Genomic DNA, 18,262 nt, shown 5'->3' with positions numbered 1-18,262 from the left:
TCCCTCCTTGTTATTCATCTTTCGGATACTCAATGGTTTTGTAGCTGACAACTTTATTGTTTACCATTACTTGATAGTACCCTTTTTGGCCGGGTTCAATCTTTAGTTCGATCGTTCGTTCAGTCGGCTCTTTTATCTTAAATTCTTCGTAAGTGTCAGAGATGCTGTGATCCGCATCGTCAACCGCGATTTGCACTTGAAGCTCGTCCCCTTCATTTTCTGGTTCGTAGGGGATCTTGACCTTTTCTTTCACTGTTTTCGCAGGTTTTTTCTCTGGTCCGAGAGAGAATGTCACTTCAACTTCGTTTCCCGGCTTTACTGCCGTACCTGCTGCTGGTTTTTGTTTGACAACCTGTCCTTCTGGAACATCATCTGAGTATGCTTCTTTTTCTACAAGCTTCAATCCGTTGTCTTCCAGATATCCAGACGCTGCTTCTTTACTGTAGGTTTTCAAGTCTCTAAGCGTAATGTCTTCGGGTCCGATACTGACTGTAAGTTTGACTTGATCTTCACTCGGGACAAGCTCAGTCCCTGCTGAAGGGTTTTGGTCAATGACAGTGCCCGCATTTTTCTCGTCATTCACTTCATTTACCGTTACATGTTTAAACCCTTGGTCCTTCAACGCTTTTTTTGCCTGGTCGACCGTTTGGCCTGTCACATCACCGATCTCCGTTTTTGCTTTTCCGGTGCTCTTATAAAGGGTGACCGTGGCGCCTTCTTTGACTGTGGTATCCGCTTTAGGGTCCGTTTTTACCATCAGGCCCTCTTCAATTTTTTCATCTGAGATTTCCAACACCTCGGAATCAACCTGTAAACCTTCTTTTTCCAAGAGCCCTGCGGCTTTTTCGTATTCCATTCCGGAGACATCAGGTATTTTGACATCCTTAGGCATGAAAAGCGATGGAAAAACAGTGACCGCAAGAATTCCAGCTGTGATAAAAACGAGGCATATCGTGAGCAAAACCCACGGCCACTTTTTTCTTTTGCCGTTCTTCTTTGTTTTGTTTTCTTGTGCGTTTGTCACTTCAGCTTCTTTTTCGCCAGCAGCTTTAGCGAGTTCTTCATCTTTAATGATAGGTATCGCTTTTGTCATTTCTTCATCTTCTTGAATCGTAAATCTCTTTTCATTGAGTCTGTCGGCATCAAAAGCTGTTTTTATGTCTGCGTCCATGTCTTCAGCCGTTTCGTAGCGATGAAAAGGATCTTTGGCAGTTGCCTTGAGTATGATGTTTTCAACGCTTTGGGGGACCGATGGATTCCACCTTTTTGTCGAAGGAGTTTCCGCTTGAAGATGCTTCAAGGCGATGCTGACTGCTGACTCTCCATCAAACGGAATACGGCCGGTTAAAAGCTCAAATAGAACGATTCCAAGCGCATAAATATCCGATTTTTTTGTGGCTAAGCCGCCTCGGGCCTGTTCAGGTGATAAGTAATGGACCGAGCCCAGAACTGAATTGGTATGGGTGATTGTGGTCGAACTTAGTGCCGTCGCAATTCCAAAATCCGTTACTTTGATATTTCCCATATGATCAATCAAAATGTTATGCGGCTTGATGTCTCTGTGAACAATCTGGTTTTGATGGGCATGAGCGATGGCTGAGACAATTTGCTCCATGATGTTCAGCGCTTCTTTAGGGTGAAGCGGCCCATTTGCTGTTATGTATTCTTTAAGCGTCATGCCTTCAACGTATTCCATGACAATATAATAAATATCATCTTCCTCGCCCAAATCGTAAATGCTGACAATATTCGGGTGATCGAGGCTTGATGCGGATTGGGCTTCTCTGCGGAAACGTCTGATAAATTCATTGTCATTTGCATAGTCAAACCGCAGGATTTTAATTGCGACTTCACGGTCTAGAATGATATCCTCAGCTAAATACACGTTGGCCATTCCCCCGCCGCCTATAACGCGGAGAATTTGGTAACGCCCGCTGATCCGCTTGCCGATTAGCACTGATCTTCACCCTCTTCAACATGTAAAGCAAGCTCAAGCAAAACTGCTGTAATGTTGTCTTCCCCGCCATTCTGGTTGGCTTTGTCCACAAGCAGGTTTACTTTTTCCTGAGGAGCTGAATCGCTTTGCAGGATGTCTTTTAACTCAGTGCCTTCCACTTTATTCGTCAGTCCGTCAGAACATAGAAGCAGTTTGTCTCCGGGTTCTATATCAAAGGAACGGGTGTCAATGCTGACTGACTGGTCTGTTCCAAGCGCCTTCGTCAACACATTTTTTCGCGGATGATGTTCAGCGTCTTCTCTGGAAATCTCTCCAGTGCGAACCAGTTCATTTACAAGCGAATGGTCTTCTGTCACTTGAACGAAATCATCGTCCTGAAGCAAATAGCATCTGCTGTCTCCGATATGGGCAACAGAAACCGTTTTTCCCGTAAAAAGCGCACATACAATCGTCGTACCCATGCCTTGGCATTCTTCGTGGGCTTGAGCGTGATCGTATATTTTGCTGTTTACCGAAAGAATCTGTTCAATGAGCCATTTTTCACATTCCGAGGGCGCAGTTGGAATCGTCTCTGCTTCATTCCATTTCTCCCCCATGGCTTTCACAGCCATCTTGCTCGCAACATCTCCAGCAAGATGGCCGCCCATGCCATCAGCGACAACCGCTAATACAAATTCATCTTTCCCCTTGAATATCCCCGCATCATCTTCATTATGCTGGCGGATTTTTCCTGTATCTGTTTTTAAGGCTGTTAACAACCCTCATCACCTCGTCTCGTCTTGACGCTCCTTCGCGCGAAGCTGACCGCAGGCTGCGTCAATGTCATGTCCTTGCTCTCTTCGGATTGTGACATTTACTCCGCGGGATTTCAGCGTTTTTTCAAAAGCAAAAATCTGATCACGCGGTGTGCGCACATAGTCCCGTTCAGGCACGTAGTTTACCGGAATCAAGTTCACGTGGCATTTGACTCCTTCCAGCAAGTCGGCAAGCTCTTCGGCGTGTTCCACCTGGTCGTTTACGCCTCCGAACAGCCCGTATTCAAAGCTGATACGGCGTCCTGTTTTATTAATATAATATTTAACGGCTTCCATTAGATCAGGCAGTTTATATGCTCTGTTAATCGGCATCAAACGGCTTCTGATTTCTGTGTTCGGCGCGTGCAGAGAAATTGCAAAGTTAATCTGCATTTGCTGATCAGCAAATTCGTAAATTTTCGGGATGATTCCACTCGTAGAGACCGTAATATGGCGAGCACCGATATTCAGGCCCTTGTCATGGTTAATGATTTTCAAGAAAGCGAGCATTTCGTTAAAGTTATCAAAAGGTTCGCCGATTCCCATGATCACGACAGAGCTGACGCGTTCATCCGTTTCATCAAGAGCTTTTTGCACTTTGACTACTTGAGCGACAATTTCCCCCGCTTCAAGGTTTCGTTTTAAGCCTCCAAGCGTTGACGCGCAAAATGTACAGCCAATACGGCAGCCGACTTGTGTCGTTACACATACAGAATTGCCATACTCGTGTCTCATTAAAACGGTTTCGATGGTATAACCGTCATGAAGCTCAAACAAAAACTTCATCGTACCGTCTTGAGAGGTTTGTTTAACAGCCGTTTTCAGCGTTGTTAACACAAAGTGAGTGTTTAATTTCTCACGCAGATCCTTTGAGAGGTTTGTCATTTCTTCAAAAGAAGATACGCGTTTTTCATATAGCCATTCAAAGATCTGAGCCGCACGGAACGGTTTCTCTCCGTTGTCTGTCAGCCATTGTTTAATTTCATCTAATTCAAAAGAATAAATAGACGGACGCTCTGTCCGCAATTCTTTTCTTACTTTTGTTTTATTAAGTTCTGCCATTGCTTATCCCTTCTTTCTCATGCTGCAAATAAAGAAACCATCTGTTCCGAAATAATGAGGAAGGATTTGAAGCCTTCCATCCCGAACAAAGGGTCTCACCTTTTCAGGCAGCCGCTTTTCAAGAGACAAATCGGGTTCAAAATCAGGATGTTCTTGTATAAACGCATGTATTACTTCATCATTTTCTGTCCGGTCCATTGTACACGTACTGTAGACAAGAGTGCCACCTTTTTTTACTAATGGTGCGATTTCCCTCAAGATCGACAGCTGGATTTCAGCTAGACGGGCGCTGTCGTCAGGCTTTTTCGTGTATTTCATGTCCGGCTTTCTTCTGATAACACCGAAACCTGAGCACGGGGCATCGACCAATATTCGGTCAAACTGTTCGTTTTCAAACGTTTCCCCCGCTTTTCTAGCATCCATTGTATCCGCATGAATGATTGTCAGGCCAAGCCGGTCTGCCGCTTCTTTGATCAGCTTCACTTTATGTTTGTGAAGATCAAGCGACGTAACGCTCCCCTTGTTCTTCATTAATTCTGCGATATGAGCCGACTTTCCGCCAGGCGCCGCACACGCGTCAAGCACTGTTTCATCTGACTTAGGATCAAGGGCGCGGGCGACGAGCATGGAGCTCTCATCCTGGATGGAAACTTCGCCGTTTTGGAAGAAATGAGTTCCGGCAATTGTTCCCTTTAAGAGCTTCACAGCATCTTCAGCGAGGTCGCCTTTTTCAACTTCGATTCCCTCAGCAGCCATTTGATCAAGCAGCTCAGCTCTGTCTGCTTTCATTTGATTGACACGCAGCGTCTGCTTCGGCGGAATGAGATGGATGCGGCAAATCTTTTCCGCAGCTTCAAATCCATACGCATCCGCCCACTCTTTCACAAGCCATTCCGGATGGCTTGTTTCTGTCGCCAGCCGGCGTACAGGATCTTCGATCGCGTCAAAGGATGGAACACCTTCGCGCTGAATAGAACGGAGCACGCCGTTGACAAATGAAGCAATGCCTTTGTGTCCGCGGATTTTAGCAATCTCAACCGCTTCATGGATGGCTGCCCTGTCTGGAATCTTCTCTAAATACTCCATTTGATATAAGGATAGGCGAAGAAGCTGAATCACCCACGGCTTTACCTTTTGAGGCTTATTGATAAACGGTTTAAGCATATAATCAAGCGCGATCTTATTTTGTAATGTACCATAGACAAGTTCAGTCAAAAGCCCTCTGTCCTGATCACTCAGTTCATTTGATTTAATGACCGATTTCAGCAGCAGGTTGCTGTATGCCTGGTTTTGTTCTAATTTGATCAGCGCCTCAAGGGCGATGTCACGAACACTAGTTTTTTTCATTGTTTACTCCTAACACATCACCGGCTTCAACATGAGCGCCTCGCACAAAGTCCTCGCCTTTCATTCGTTTTTTGCCGGCCGGCTGAAGTTCGGTTAATAACAGGGCCGTCTCATTACCTGTGGCAACGATAATTCCTTCCTTTTCAACTGCAACGACTGTGCCGGGCTCAGCTGTTGTTGGTGCCGGTATTTTTTTCGACGCCCATACTTTCAAGTTTTGTCCGTTTAGCGTCGTATAAGCAACAGGCCATGGATTTAAGCCGCGGACCTGGTTGTAAAGCTCTTCGCCCGTTCTGGACCAGTCGAGCAACTCTTGCTCTCTTTTGATATTAGGCGCGTACGTCGCTTTCTCTTCATCCTGCTTTTCAGGTGAAATGCTGCCGGCAATGACGTTTGGAACCGTTTCAGACAATAGCTTCGCGCCAGCAACGCTTAATTTATCGTGCAGTGTTCCGACATTGTCGGTTTCTTCAATATCCACTTCCACTTTTGAGATCATGTCTCCGGCATCCAATTTTTCTACCATATACATAATGGTAACCCCGGTTTTTTTCTTTCCCTGCAGAATGGAATAATGGATCGGAGCACCGCCGCGCAGTTCCGGCAAAAGAGAGGCGTGAACGTTAATGCAGCCGTATTTTGGACTGTCGAGAAGCTCCTTAGGCAAAATTTGTCCGAATGCCGCCGTTACAATCAGGTCAGGCTTTAATGCCAGCACTTTCTCAATTTCTTCTGTCAATCTAACTTTTTCCGGCTGAAGAACCGGGATGCCGTGGCGCAATGCCTCTTCCTTGACCGGAGGAGGTGTCAGTACTTTTTTTTCTGCCCTTCGGACGGTCCGGCTGTGTGACGACCCCCACTACTTCATATCCGTCCTCAATCAGGGTTCTTAAAACAGGAACTGAAAAATCCGGCGTTCCCATAAATACGATTCTCGTCATCAAATCATCCTTCCATATCCGCTAGTTCATCTTCTGTATAGTATTTACTTATTTTAGATGTAAACAACACACCGTCTAAATGGTCCATTTCATGCTGCACGGCTCTTGCTAAAAAGCCTCGCGCTTCCAGAATGAACGGTTTTCCCTGACGGTTAAACGCACGCACTTTGACATAATCGGCACGTGTGACATCACCATAGACGCCAGGAAAGCTCAAGCATCCTTCAATTCCGGTTTGCTCGCCGCTTTTTTCTAAAATTTCAGGATTAACAAGATCAATTCTCCCTCTGTCATCCCCGATGTCTACAACGGCCGCTCTTTTTAAAATGCCGATTTGCGGCGCTGCCAGTCCGACACCATCCATTTCAAGCATGGTGTCGTACATATCATCAAGCAGTTTTTTTAGCTTTTTATCAAAAACAGTCACGGTTTCCGCAGGTGTTTCCAAAACCTCCGCAGGATGTGTGACGACCTTTTTTACTGCCAATTTGTTACCCTCCAAGACGTGAGATCTTACATCATCATATAAGGATTCATATCAATTGAAATCATTACATGTTTTTGTTCAATTTCGCGTTTATAATGTTCCAGTATCTTCTTCAATAAAGCGGATAACTGGGTTTCCTGTTTGTATTTTATCACGCATTGATAGCGATATCTATCTTTGATCCTGGCTATCGGCGACGCGCTTGGTCCGAGAATTTTCGTGTCAGCTCCGCAGTTTGCTTTCAAAAAATGAGCGATTTTTTCAGCTGTAACCGCTGTTTTCGCCACTTCCTCATGAGAAACAGTCACAAGAGCCAAATAGTAGTATGGCGGATAGGATTGCTCTCTCCTGTGCGCCATTTCATGCTGATAGAACGTTTCATAATCGTGTGTTTTCGTCAGCTGGATACTGTAATGAGACGGTGTATACGTTTGAATGATGACATGGCCGGGCTTTTCATGCCTGCCTGCCCGGCCGCTGACTTGCGTTAACAGCTGAAATGTTTTTTCAGCCGCTCTGAAATCAGGAATATGAAGTGTTGTATCAGCACTTAACACTCCGACAAGCGTGACATTAGGAAAATCAAGCCCTTTCGCGATCATTTGCGTTCCGAGAAGAATATCCGCTTTTCCTTCTCCGAAAGCTGACAGTAATTTTTCATGGGCGCCTTTCCGTGATGTCGTGTCAACATCCATCCGAATCACTCTCGCACTTGGCAGCACTTTTGTCAGCTCTTCCTCCACTCGCTGTGTTCCCGTTCCAAAAAAGCGGATATGCTCGCTTGCGCATTCAGGACAAGTGTGCGGAACAGGCTCTTCATGTCCGCAATAATGGCATTTCAGCCTTTGGCCGTAACGATGATACGTCATGGAAATGTCGCAGTGCGGGCATTGCGGGACATAGCCGCAATCCCTGCACATCACAAAGGAAGAATAGCCCCTCTTATTTAAAAACAGCACCGCCTGCTCACCCTTGGCAATCGTTTCTTCAAGCTTTTCCATCAATTCAACTGAAAACATCGAGCGATTGCCGTTTCTAAGCTCCTCTCTCATATCGACAAGCGAAACCTCAGGCATCACCCGATGGTTAACACGGTGCTTCAGTGAAAGAAGCTCGTATACGCCCTTTTGAGCTCTTGCATATGACTCTAATGTCGGCGTAGCACTCCCTAATACAACCGGGCAGCTGTGATGCTCAGCCCGCTTGATTGCCACCTCTTTCGCATGATAGCGCGGCATTTCTTCCTGTTTATAGGAAGACTCGTGCTCTTCATCGATGATTATCATTCCGAGATTTTCAAACGGAGCAAAAATGGCGGATCTGGCACCGACGACAAGCCGTACTTCCTTCCGGTGGATTTTACGCCACTCGTCATATTTTTCTCCTGTGGATAAACCGCTGTGCATGACTGCCACCTGGGAGCCGAAGCGGCCCTTGAAGCGGTTGACCATTTGCGGCGTCAGCGATATTTCCGGTACGAGGACGATGGCTTCTTTTCCTTTCGCCAGTACTTTTTCAATTGATTGCAGATAAATTTCCGTTTTTCCGCTTCCTGTCACGCCGTGAAGGAGGAACACTTTATGCTCATCGCTGTCCATTGTCTCGCGTATGGGCTCGAAGGCAGCCCTCTGTTCGTCTGTCAGCGGCAGGGGCTCTGTTTTTTTGAACATTTTGTCCTGATAGGGATCTCTGTAAACCTCTTCATAGCTTTCCTTCAAAAGCCCTTTTTGGATAAGGGTTTTGATGGTTGCAGAGCTCGTGTCCGTTCTTTTGCACAATTCTGCCGCAGGAATTTTCACACCTTTCGGCTCAGAGATGAGAAAGTGAAGAATCGCCTGCTGTTTTGCTGCTTGGCGGGACAATCCCTCAGCCTGCTTAGCAAGCTCTTCTTTACTCGCATTTGCCTGAATATGCCTGACCATTTTTTTATTGGTTTTTTGCGCGACTTTATACGTCACGTCAATGTCCCCTTTTTGAACATGCCTTTGAATCAGTTTCAGCGTCTCATGATCGGGTATATCTGAATACAACAGCGTCTTTGTTTCAGAAAACAGCCGTTCCACTTGCGGCGGAAGATCGGCGCCGTGTGCAATTTTTAATTCTTTTTCATATTTCGCCTTTAAGGCGGCAGGCAGCATTGCTTGAAGCGCCGTTATTTTAAAAGACAGCGTTTTGTCTGACAGCCATGATGACAGATCCATAAGCTCCTCTGTCAGAACAGGTGTAAGATCTAATAAATCCTCTACCTCCTTGACAGATTTTCCCGATAGGTCAGATGCTTCTTTGACTGCTGTCACAAACCCTTGAATCTTACGGGGGCCAAACGGAACAATGACCCGCATCCCCGTTTTGATCATGCCCTTGAGATGGTCTGGGATTTTATAATCAAAAGGCCTGTCTATATTTTTGGTGCTGACATCAACAATGACTTCTGCAAAATTCATGAGCGCTCTCCGGTTTGTTTTGAGAGGGCTGCGATCTCCTGAAGGATTTCAAAAGAAACATCGAGCTTAGACATGATCGGAAGTTCGCGTTTATGCCCGTCTTTGAAAAAGATTGTCACGATATTCGTATCAGCACCAAAACCGGCCCCATTTGCCTTCACATCATTTGCCACAATCAAATCAAGGTTTTTAGCGGCGAGCTTTTTACGTGCATAGTGTTCAATGTCTTGTGTTTCGGCGGCAAATCCAACCAAAATCTGCTCTTTCTTTTTCTCGCCCAATTCTTTCAAAATATCGACTGTTCTTTTCAGTTCTAAGGTCATGCCGCCGTCTTGTTTTTTCATTTTATGGTCAAATACTGTTTTCGGCGTAAAATCGGCTACTGCAGCTGTTTTGATGACTATATCGCTTGCGTCATACACAGAGAGCACAGCTTCGCGCATATCCGCAGCCGATTGAACAGGGATAAACTCAGCAAGGCCTTTAGGCTGATCAAGTGAAACAGGCCCAGAAATTAAGGTTACCCGTGCGCCGAGCTGAACAGCAGCCTCCGCTAATGCGTAGCCCATTTTGCCCGTCGATTTATTGGTAAAAAACCGGACAGGATCAACCGCTTCCCGCGTTGGGCCGGCTGTAATGACCACATGCTTGCCTTCTAAAGGAGCGGATGTTTCTTCAGCAAAATGTTTTTCGGCCAGCTTTACGATGTTTTCCGGCTCTTCCAATCTGCCTTTTCCTACGTAACCGCATGCTAAATAGCCCTCACTTGGCTCAATAAAACGATAACCGTCCTGATAAAGAACAGAAATGTTTCGTTTGACTGCCGGGTGGTCATACATATGAACGTTCATTGCCGGCGCGATCCAAACGGGAGCCGTTGCTGCCAACAATGTTGTCGTCAGCATATCATCAGCGATGCCGTTTGCCAGTTTTCCAATCACATTAGCCGTAGCCGGCGCTACGATAATCAAGTCGGCCCAGTCTGCGGCATCAATATGAGAAATAACGCTTGGATTTTGTTCTTTAAATGTATCTGTATAGACTTCGTGGCGGCTCAATGCCTGAAATGTCAGCGGTGAAACGAATCGGCAAGCGGATTCAGTCATAATCACTTTGACATTTGCTCCTGCCTGAACCAGCTTGCTCGTTAACGCACAGGCTTTATAAACTGCGATGCCTCCGCTCACGCAAAGTAACACATTTCGATTGTTTAGCAATGAATTCTCCCCCTCTGCACTTTACAAAACCGCACGGAAAAAAATAACAACCTACATGATATAGGTTGCTACTTGTGCTACTATTCGCGGTCTTCCTTTTCAAACGAAAGCAGGCCTGCATCAATTTCTTCTAAAGCTTTGCCTACATATTTGTGTGAAATCGTATGTTCAATCATTTGGTCTTTTTTGATTTGCATTTCACGTGCGCGTCTCGCAGAAACAGTCACCAGCGTATACTTTGAATCTAATTTATTCATTAAAGAATCAATTGACGGATCTAACATTGATTATTCAACCTCCAGCATTTTCTTATATCTTGGTGCAACGCGTTCACGCTTCAAATGTTCAGCAAGAACGATTGCTTTGATTTTATCGCAAGCCGTTTCGACATTATCGTTTTCAACGACATAGTCATAAGCATCCATCATTTCGATCTCAGCTTTTGCGGCTTTCATTCGATTTTCAATCAGAGCGTCTGTTTCTGTGCCTCGTGTCACGATTCTGTTTTTCAGTTCAGAAAGGCTTGGAGGCGCAAGGAAAATAAACAGGCCTTCCGGGAAAGCATTTCTCACTTGAAGAGCCCCTTGAACTTCAATTTCTAAAAAGACGTCTTTTCCATCTTGAAGCGTCTGTTCAACATAATCGACTGGCGTGCCGTAATAATTGCCGACATACTCTGCCCATTCAAGCAGCTTGTTGTCTGCAATCATTTGCTCGAATTCGTCTCTTGTTTTGAAAAAATAATCGACTCCGTTCACTTCGCCCTCTCTTGGACTTCTTGTGGTTACTGAAATCGAATATTCAAATTTTGTGTCTTCCTGCGAAAAGATCGCTTGTCGAACCGTTCCTTTACCAACTCCTGAGGGACCTGAGAGAACGATTAATAACCCTCTTTCTTTCATGCGGCAATTACCCCTGCCCTTCATCCATAATTTCTTCTTTAACAGAAAGTCTGTGTGCAACTGTCTCAGGCTGGACGGCAGATAAGATAATGTGATCACTATCCATGACGACAACTGCACGGGTTCTTCGTCCGTATGTAGCGTCAATTAGCATTCCGCGGTCTCTTGCATCCTGAATCATCCGTTTGATTGGCGCAGACTCCGGGCTGACAATCGAAATCATCCGATTGGCGGAGATGATATTGCCAAATCCGATATTAATCAGTTTAATCGTCATCTTCTACGTTCCCCCTGTAAGATAGACGTCTCTAGTTTAGCCTAGTAAGACCGTCTGTAAACAATACGCACAGTCACTATTCTATATTTTGCACTTGTTCTTTTATTTTTTCAATAGAACTTTTCATTTCAACGACAAGCTTTGTGATCTGATGATCATTTGCTTTTGAGCCGATCGTATTTGCTTCCCGATTGAGCTCCTGAACAAGAAAGTCGAGTTTGCGCCCGACAGCTCCGCCACTAGCTAATATATCACGAAACTGAGCGAAGTGGCTCTTCAGCCTTGTAATCTCTTCAGTGATATCAGAGCGGTCTGCAAAAATAGCGCATTCTGTTACAAGCCGGCTCTCGTCTAATACGTCTTCAGTCCATTCTTTGATTCTGGCGTACAGCCGTTCCCGATAACGAGATACGACATCTGCAGCCAGCAATTCAGTTTCTCTCACCAGCTCTTCAAGCTGATCAATATGCATCAGGCAGTCTTTCGCTAAGAGCAGCCCCTCTTTTTCACGCATTTCACAGAGACCTTTTACCGCTTCTTCTGCAGCATCGATGATCAACGCCTCCAGCTTGTCATTTTGCGTCTGTTCTTCATGAACCTGGACGACATGATCAAGCTTAAAGAAATCCATTACATCGGGCTCTGCAGACAATTGATACCGCTTCTTCATATCTCTCGCGGCTGCGACAAACTCATCGAGCAGCGGCCAATCAATTTCAAGCCTTTTCTCAACAAGCATATCGCTGTCAACGGATACGAAAAGCTCAATTCTTCCGCGCTGAATATGCTGCAGAATGGTCTGTTTCAGCTTATCTTCAAAATATAGCAAAGGCCTTGGCAAACGAGCGTTCACTTCTTTAAATCTGTAGTTCACAGATTTAAGTTCAACGCTTACAGAGAGATCGTCTTGTGTTTTGCTTGCACTGCCGAAGCCTGTCATACTTCGTATCATTTTAAAACACCCAATTCTTCCCTGTTCTCATAATAAAAGGGCAATAGACACGCTATTACCCCTAAGATTATATCATATGAATTTATTTTTTTCTTGTTAAAAGTGACCCCGCCAGCAAAAAAGTAGGGATGGCGGACATACCGATGACGAGCATCCAGTCCCCCGGCGTGATGGCTACAGTATGGAAAATCGGCTGAAGCGGCGGATAGTAGATTACTACAAGCATCAGCAAAATAGATGACAATACCGCGCCGATTAAATACAGGTTTTGAAACGGATTTCTAGAGAAAACAGAAGTTTCGCTGCGGCAGTCAAACACGTGAATAAGCTGAGCGAGCACCAATGTGGCAAACGCGATCGTCTGGGCATAAGCCAAGTTTTCCGGATTGCGGTGGTACACAATGATAAACGCTAAAATAGTGGCAACTCCGATTAAAAATCCTCTGGAAACGACCTTCCATCCTAGCTTGCGGGCAAATACCCCTTCTTTCGGATGACGGGGCTTGCGCTTCATGACGTCTCCTTCCGGCTGATCCATGCCGAGCGCCATAGCCGGCAACCCGTCCGTCACCAAGTTGACCCACAAAATCTGAATCGGAACGAGCGGTAAAGGAAGGGCGAGCAGCATCGCAAACAGCATGACAAGGATTTCTCCGACGTTAGACGCCAACAGGTATCTGATAAACTTCCTGATATTTTCGTAGATGTTCCTGCCTTCTTTTATCGCTGATTTAATCGTCGCAAAATTATCATCTACGAGAACAAGAGATGATGCTTCTTTGGCCACATCTGTCCCGGTAATGCCCATAGAGACGCCGATATCAGCTTGTTTAATGGCAGGAGCATCATTGACGCCGTCTCCCGTCATCGCCACAATATGCCCGTTCTCCTGATAGGCTTTTACGATTTTTAGTTTATGTTCAGGGGAAACGCGGGCAAATACATACACATCCTCCACCACATGAGAAAGCTCTTCTTGAGAAAGTTCATTCAGCATCTTGCCGTCCATGATTTTGCCGCTTTTCGGAAGGAGGCGCAAGTCTTTCGCTATCGCTTTAGCGGTTTCTACATGATCACCTGTTATCATAACGGTCTTAATTCCTGCTTCACGGCATTCTTTTATCGCCTGTCTGACTTCCGGCCGCGGGGGATCAATGATACCTGAAAGGCCAAGCATGGTCAGATCTTTTTCCGCCTGCTCCATTGACGGTGTTTCGCCTGCTTTTATCGGCCTGTAGGCGACCGCTATCGTTCTGAGCGCCTGTGATGCCAAATGTCTTAATACCGCCTCTGTTTCTGCTTTTCTTTCATTTGAAAAAAGGGCCGCTGAGCCGTCATAATAAATACGGGAAGATCGCTGCATCAGTACATCCGGTGCACCTTTTGTAATGATATAGCGCTTTCTGTCTTGATCCTCTACGATGACAGTCATCATTTTCCGTGCAGAATCAAACGGAAATTCTTCGATCACCCGGTAGTTTGATTCAACAAACTCCTTTGAAAAACCGCCTTTTCTTGCCGCGGTGAGCAGCGCTCCCTCTGTCGGATCTCCGTCAAGCACATATTCGCCGTCTCTTTTCTCAATATTGGAGTTGTTACAAAGCGCTCCGAACAGAAGCATCTGCTGAAGCGGCTTATATTCATTGACACTGATCTCTTTTTCGTTTAGTATGAAGCTTCCTTTCGGTTCATAGCCGGCTCCTGCCACTCTCCATGTTTTCCCTCCGGACCAGACATGTGTCACCGTCATTTTGTTTTGGGTCATTGTCCCTGTTTTATCTGAACAAATGATAGACGCACACCCAAGCGTTTCAACAGCAGGAAGCTTTCTAACAATGGATTTTTGTTTAATCATCCGCTGTACACCAAGCGAAAGCGCCACTGTCACAATCGCCGGCAGCCCCTCCGGAATAGCGGCTACCGCTAACGAGACACCTGCTAAAAACATACTGTACAGATTATGACCCTGAATAACACCGACAGCAACGACAAGTACGGTCAGAAGCAATGCAACAACAATCAAAATCTTCCCGAGCTGCTCCAGTCTTCTTTGCAGCGGGGTTGACAATGTCCCTGCCGATTCAAGCATGTCGGCAATTTTCCCCATAGCCGTATTCATTCCTGTCCCGACGACAACCCCGACACCGCTGCCGCGGGTCACAATCGTACCCATAAATGCCATATTGGTAATATCGCCGAGCGAAACATCCGGTTTTTTCAATTTATCAGCATGCTTCACAACCGGGATTGATTCCCCGGTCAGCGCTGATTCTTCTATTTCAAGGCTTCTCGCTTCAACAATTCGAACGTCTGCGCCAATTCTGTCCCCGCTCGTAAATTTCACAATATCCCCCGGCACAAGTTCCTTAGAAGGAATCTTTGTCCAGCTCCCTTCCCTGAGTGCCATGACATGCGGTGTTGAAAGCTCTTTTAAAGCCTGAAGAGATTGCTCGGCACGCCTTTCTTGAAAGAAACCGAGTATGCCATTCACAAACACAATCGCAATAATCGCAACCGCATCTACATATTCACCAAGAAATCCTGAGATTAACGTTGCCGCCAGAAGCACAAGCACCATAAAATCTTTGAACTGCGCGAAAAACAAGAGAAGCGCTGAAGTTTTTTTCCCTTCTTGCAGCTCGTTTGGCCCATGCTTGTCAAGGCGTTTTTTTACTTCTTTTTCTGTTAATCCTTGTTTCATGGACGTATTGGTTGCCTCTAGTAAATCTGTTTGTCCCATTTCATGAAACTTCATTCCGCTCGTCCACTCCCCTGCTCTCTTATAGAGATATCACTCTATAAGCATGCTTATTCTGACTCGTCCCATTTCATGCTATAATTATCGAATGCAGGAAGAATGAGAGGGTGTATTGCATATGTCGTTTGATGGCATGTTTACATACGGAATGACACACGAACTTAACGAGAAAATAATGGGCGGACGAATTACAAAAGTCCATCAGCCATATAAGCACGATGTGATTTTCCACATCCGTGCCAAGGGAAAAAACCAAAAACTATTATTATCGGCACATCCGAGCTATTCACGGGTGCATATCACGACACAAGCTTATGAAAATCCAAGCGAACCGCCAATGTTTTGCATGTTGCTGAGAAAGCATATCGAAGGCGGATTCATTGAGAAAATTGAACAAGCGGGCTTAGACCGCATTATGATTTTTCATATCAAAAGCCGAAACGAAATTGGCGATGAAACCGTACGAAAGCTTTATGTAGAAATTATGGGCCGCCACAGCAATATCATTTTGACTGACGCAGCAGAAAATGTGATTATCGACGGACTTAAGCATTTATCGCCGTCAATGAACAGCTACCGTACAGTACTGCCCGGCCAAGATTATAAGCTTCCGCCTGCTCAGGACAAAATATCGCCTCTTGAGGCGTCAGAAGATGATATTTTGCGTCACCTCAGTTTTCAAGAAGGAAGGCTTGATAAACAAATTGTCGACCACTTTTCAGGCGTGTCTCCGCTTTTCGCCAAAGAAGCGGTTCACAGAGCAGGCCTTGCCAACAAAGTCACACTGCCAAAAGCGTTGCTGGCACTGTTTGCCGAAGTGAAAGAGCACCGTTTCATTCCCAACATTACGACTGTAAACGGAAAGGAATATTTTTATCTGCTGGAGCTGACTCATCTAAAGGGCGAAGCGCGCCGTTTTGATTCATTAAGCGAACTGCTCGACCGTTTTTATTTCGGAAAAGCTGAACGAGACCGAGTCAAACAGCAGGCTCAGGATCTTGAGCGTTTTGTTGTGAACGAACGGAAGAAGAATGCCAACAAAATCAAAAAATTAGAGAAAACCCTGGAGTATTCGGAAAACGCGAAGGAATTTCAGCTTTACGGGGAGCTTTTAACCGCTAATTTATATATGTTGAAAAAAGGTGATAAACAGGCTGAGGTCATCAATTATTATGATGAAGAAAGCCCGACAATCACGATTCCTTTAAACCCAAACAAAACGCCTTCTGAAAACGCACAGGCCTATTTCACGAAGTATCAGAAAGCGAAAAACTCGGTCGCAGTTGTCGAGGAGCAAATCAGGCTGGCACAGGAAGAGATCGAATATTTCGATCAGCTGATTCAGCAGCTTTCGTCCGCTTCTCCCCGGGATATCAGCGAAATCAGGGAAGAGCTTGTTGAGGGCAAATATTTGCGCCCTAAGCAGCAAAAAGGCCAGAAAAAGCAAAAACCGCACAATCCGGTGTTAGAAACATATGAATCCACCTCAGGCCTGACAATTTTAGTGGGTAAGAACAATCGTCAAAATGAATATTTAACGACCAGAGCGGCGGCCAGAGACGATATCTGGCTTCACACGAAGGACATTCCCGGCTCCCATGTTGTGATCAGAAGCAGCGAACCGGATGAGCAAACAATCATGGAAGCCGCGACAATTGCAGCTTATTTTTCAAAAGCTAAAGATTCAAGTTCAGTGCCTGTAGATTATACAAAAATCAGGCATGTCAAAAAACCAAACGGCGCGAAACCCGGTTTCGTCACCTATGACAGCCAGCATACCGTCTTTGTCACGCCTGATGCTGATACTGTCATCAAGCTGAAAAAAAGCTGAGCCGCATAAAGAAAAGCCAGAGCATACAAATGCTCTGGCTATTTCTTTCTTCTCACCTGATAAAGCCTGTTCACTTCAGCAACAAAATCGCCGTCAATCAGCTTATCCACGTTTTCGGCAAGCTCTTTTGTGTGCTTTGGACTGGCTCCGCTTGTAGAAACAGACACAGTGACATGCCCTCTTTTTACGATTTTCGGCATATATACATTGCCAAGCTCAGCGTCACTGACACAATTAACAAGCTGAAAAGGCGAAGCGGATTGGGCAATTTCTTTGTTCACTGCCGCATTATCCGTCGCAGCAATAATTAAGAAAGCATTGAGATAATCTTCTTTTTCAATTGTCCGTTTTTCCCATTTGATACGTCGCTCTTCTGCCATTTGCTTGATTTCCGGTTCAACATCCGGACTGACGAGCGTTATATCAGCTCCCTCAGAAATCACCGTTTTCAGCCTTCTGAGAGCGATGCTGCCGCCCCCCGCAATGACAACCTTCTTCTTTTCCAGGCTAATGTGCAGCGGAAGCATATGAACCTCCATCAAAATCAAATTGTCCCTCAGAATTTGCCCCAGTTTCTCTTACACGGTTCAAAAATGCGTTTTTCACATGAGGATGAAAACCGATATAGGAAGAGAGGTAGACGTTCGGATTATGAGCTTTTAATTTCTGAACCTCTCGTTCGATTTCATTCATCAGCATACCCGTAAAAAGCAAATATGGAACGATAAAGGTTGTTATGCCGTCATCTTTTTTAAGTTCTGAAAAAACCTCTTTGTAATTCGGGCCGCATGCTGTCAAAAAGCACGGAATGACTTCCTTGACTGGAATCATTTCCTGAAGAAGATTAGCAATACCGGTTACGTCTCTTTTGACATCTGGATCTGAACTTCCCCTTCCGATGAGTACCACTCTGGCATTTTCATATGGAACACCTATGTCTTTCATTCTGTGATATACAGCCTTGACTACTTCTTCGTCAATCCCGATCGGCTTTCCGTATGAAATGCGGACTGACGGATATCGGGATGCAGCACGGGCAATTTCTTCCGGAATATCATGTTTTGCATGCGCAGCTGTTAAAAGAAGCAGAGGCACCACTGCGATATGAGTGGCGCCTTGCTTCACACATGCTTCAAATCCTGTCTCAATTGCCGGCTCCTGAAGCTCTAAAAAGCTGATTTCTTGTACTGGCACAGAGATGTGGGCCTTGCATCCTTCCAAAAAGGCTGCGGCTTCTTGCTGCGCTTTTTTGACCCGACTGCCGTGGCCGACATATAAAATTGCTTGTTTCAT

15 protein-coding genes and 1 pseudogene are annotated in these 18,262 nt (G+C 45.4%); 1 reads left to right on the top strand and 15 read right to left on the bottom strand.

Annotated elements, in window-relative coordinates; genetic code table 11:
* Nucleotides 1-10: 10 nt before the first annotated feature.
* From prkC to AC0OMA_RS08625, 13 genes and pseudogenes are all read right to left on the bottom strand, one after another.
* Nucleotides 11-1,957, bottom strand: coding sequence for a serine/threonine protein kinase PrkC (prkC, locus tag AC0OMA_RS08685; protein WP_047182599.1), 1,947 nt, complete (start codon nt 1,955-1,957; stop codon nt 11-13).
* Nucleotides 1,951-2,715: a protein-serine/threonine phosphatase PrpC gene (gene prpC / locus AC0OMA_RS08680; RefSeq protein ID WP_063335339.1), complete on the bottom strand. Its 765-nt coding sequence runs from the start codon at nt 2,713-2,715 to the stop codon at nt 1,951-1,953. The genes prkC and prpC overlap by 7 nt, the downstream gene beginning before the upstream one ends.
* Nucleotides 2,716-2,721: 6 nt before the next feature.
* Nucleotides 2,722-3,813 (bottom strand): dual-specificity RNA methyltransferase RlmN, encoded by a 1,092-nt coding sequence (rlmN, locus tag AC0OMA_RS08675; protein WP_014476780.1) that lies wholly within the window; start codon nt 3,811-3,813, stop codon nt 2,722-2,724.
* 3 nt (nt 3,814-3,816) lie between these two features.
* Nucleotides 3,817-5,160, bottom strand: a complete 1,344-nt coding sequence (gene rsmB / locus AC0OMA_RS08670) for a 16S rRNA (cytosine(967)-C(5))-methyltransferase RsmB (RefSeq protein ID WP_047182597.1) — start codon at nt 5,158-5,160, stop codon at nt 3,817-3,819.
* Nucleotides 5,147-6,101: pseudogene (gene fmt, locus AC0OMA_RS08665) on the bottom strand (methionyl-tRNA formyltransferase). Before fmt ends, rsmB begins: the two are co-directional and overlap by 14 nt.
* 4 nt (nt 6,102-6,105) lie before the next feature.
* Nucleotides 6,106-6,588, bottom strand: coding sequence for a peptide deformylase (gene def, locus AC0OMA_RS08660; protein WP_015383630.1), 483 nt, complete (start codon nt 6,586-6,588; stop codon nt 6,106-6,108).
* A 26-nt stretch (nt 6,589-6,614) separates the two neighbouring features.
* Entirely contained in the window at nt 6,615-9,032 is a 2,418-nt protein-coding gene (gene priA / locus AC0OMA_RS08655) for a primosomal protein N' (RefSeq protein WP_474222041.1), read from the bottom strand.
* Nucleotides 9,029-10,249 (bottom strand): bifunctional phosphopantothenoylcysteine decarboxylase/phosphopantothenate--cysteine ligase CoaBC, encoded by a 1,221-nt coding sequence (coaBC, locus tag AC0OMA_RS08650; protein ID WP_017694849.1) that lies wholly within the window; start codon nt 10,247-10,249, stop codon nt 9,029-9,031. Before coaBC ends, priA begins: the two co-directional genes overlap by 4 nt.
* Before the next feature lie 80 nt (nt 10,250-10,329).
* The gene (gene rpoZ / locus AC0OMA_RS08645; protein WP_003221520.1) at nt 10,330-10,533 is read right to left on the bottom strand and encodes a DNA-directed RNA polymerase subunit omega; all 204 of its coding nucleotides are present in this window, start codon (nt 10,531-10,533) and stop codon (nt 10,330-10,332) included.
* Between the two features lie 3 nt (nt 10,534-10,536).
* On the bottom strand, nt 10,537-11,151 hold the full coding sequence (gene gmk / locus AC0OMA_RS08640; protein WP_003232083.1) for a guanylate kinase: 615 nt from the start codon (nt 11,149-11,151) through the stop codon (nt 10,537-10,539).
* Between the two features lie 7 nt (nt 11,152-11,158).
* The gene (remA, locus tag AC0OMA_RS08635; RefSeq protein ID WP_003154355.1) at nt 11,159-11,428 is read right to left on the bottom strand and encodes an extracellular matrix/biofilm regulator RemA; all 270 of its coding nucleotides are present in this window, start codon (nt 11,426-11,428) and stop codon (nt 11,159-11,161) included.
* A gap of 76 nt (nt 11,429-11,504) precedes the next feature.
* Nucleotides 11,505-12,380 carry a YicC/YloC family endoribonuclease gene (locus AC0OMA_RS08630; RefSeq protein ID WP_009967215.1) on the bottom strand — a complete coding sequence of 292 codons (876 nt, stop codon included), beginning with the start codon at nt 12,378-12,380 and terminating at the stop codon, nt 11,505-11,507.
* Nucleotides 12,381-12,462: 82 nt separating this feature from the next.
* Nucleotides 12,463-15,135 (bottom strand): calcium-translocating P-type ATPase, SERCA-type, encoded by a 2,673-nt coding sequence (locus AC0OMA_RS08625; protein ID WP_322839613.1) that lies wholly within the window; start codon nt 15,133-15,135, stop codon nt 12,463-12,465.
* Between the two features lie 121 nt (nt 15,136-15,256).
* Between AC0OMA_RS08625 and rqcH the strand changes: the two genes are divergently transcribed.
* Entirely contained in the window at nt 15,257-16,969 is a 1,713-nt protein-coding gene (gene rqcH / locus AC0OMA_RS08620; protein WP_015383626.1) for a tRNA modification protein RqcH, read from the top strand.
* Between the two features lie 38 nt (nt 16,970-17,007).
* Here the strand turns inward: rqcH and sirC are convergent, their stop codons facing one another.
* Together sirC and sirB are read right to left on the bottom strand one after the other, a co-directional pair.
* Entirely contained in the window at nt 17,008-17,496 is a 489-nt protein-coding gene (gene sirC / locus AC0OMA_RS08615) for a precorrin-2 dehydrogenase (protein ID WP_021479316.1), read from the bottom strand.
* The gene (gene sirB, locus AC0OMA_RS08610) at nt 17,477-18,262 is read right to left on the bottom strand and encodes a sirohydrochlorin chelatase (RefSeq protein WP_474222039.1); all 786 of its coding nucleotides are present in this window, start codon (nt 18,260-18,262) and stop codon (nt 17,477-17,479) included. The genes sirC and sirB overlap by 20 nt, the downstream gene beginning before the upstream one ends.

The sequence above is a fragment of the Bacillus sp. AMCV2 genome (assembly GCF_056033925.1).
This window is presented reverse-complemented; position numbering and strand designations above follow the sequence as displayed.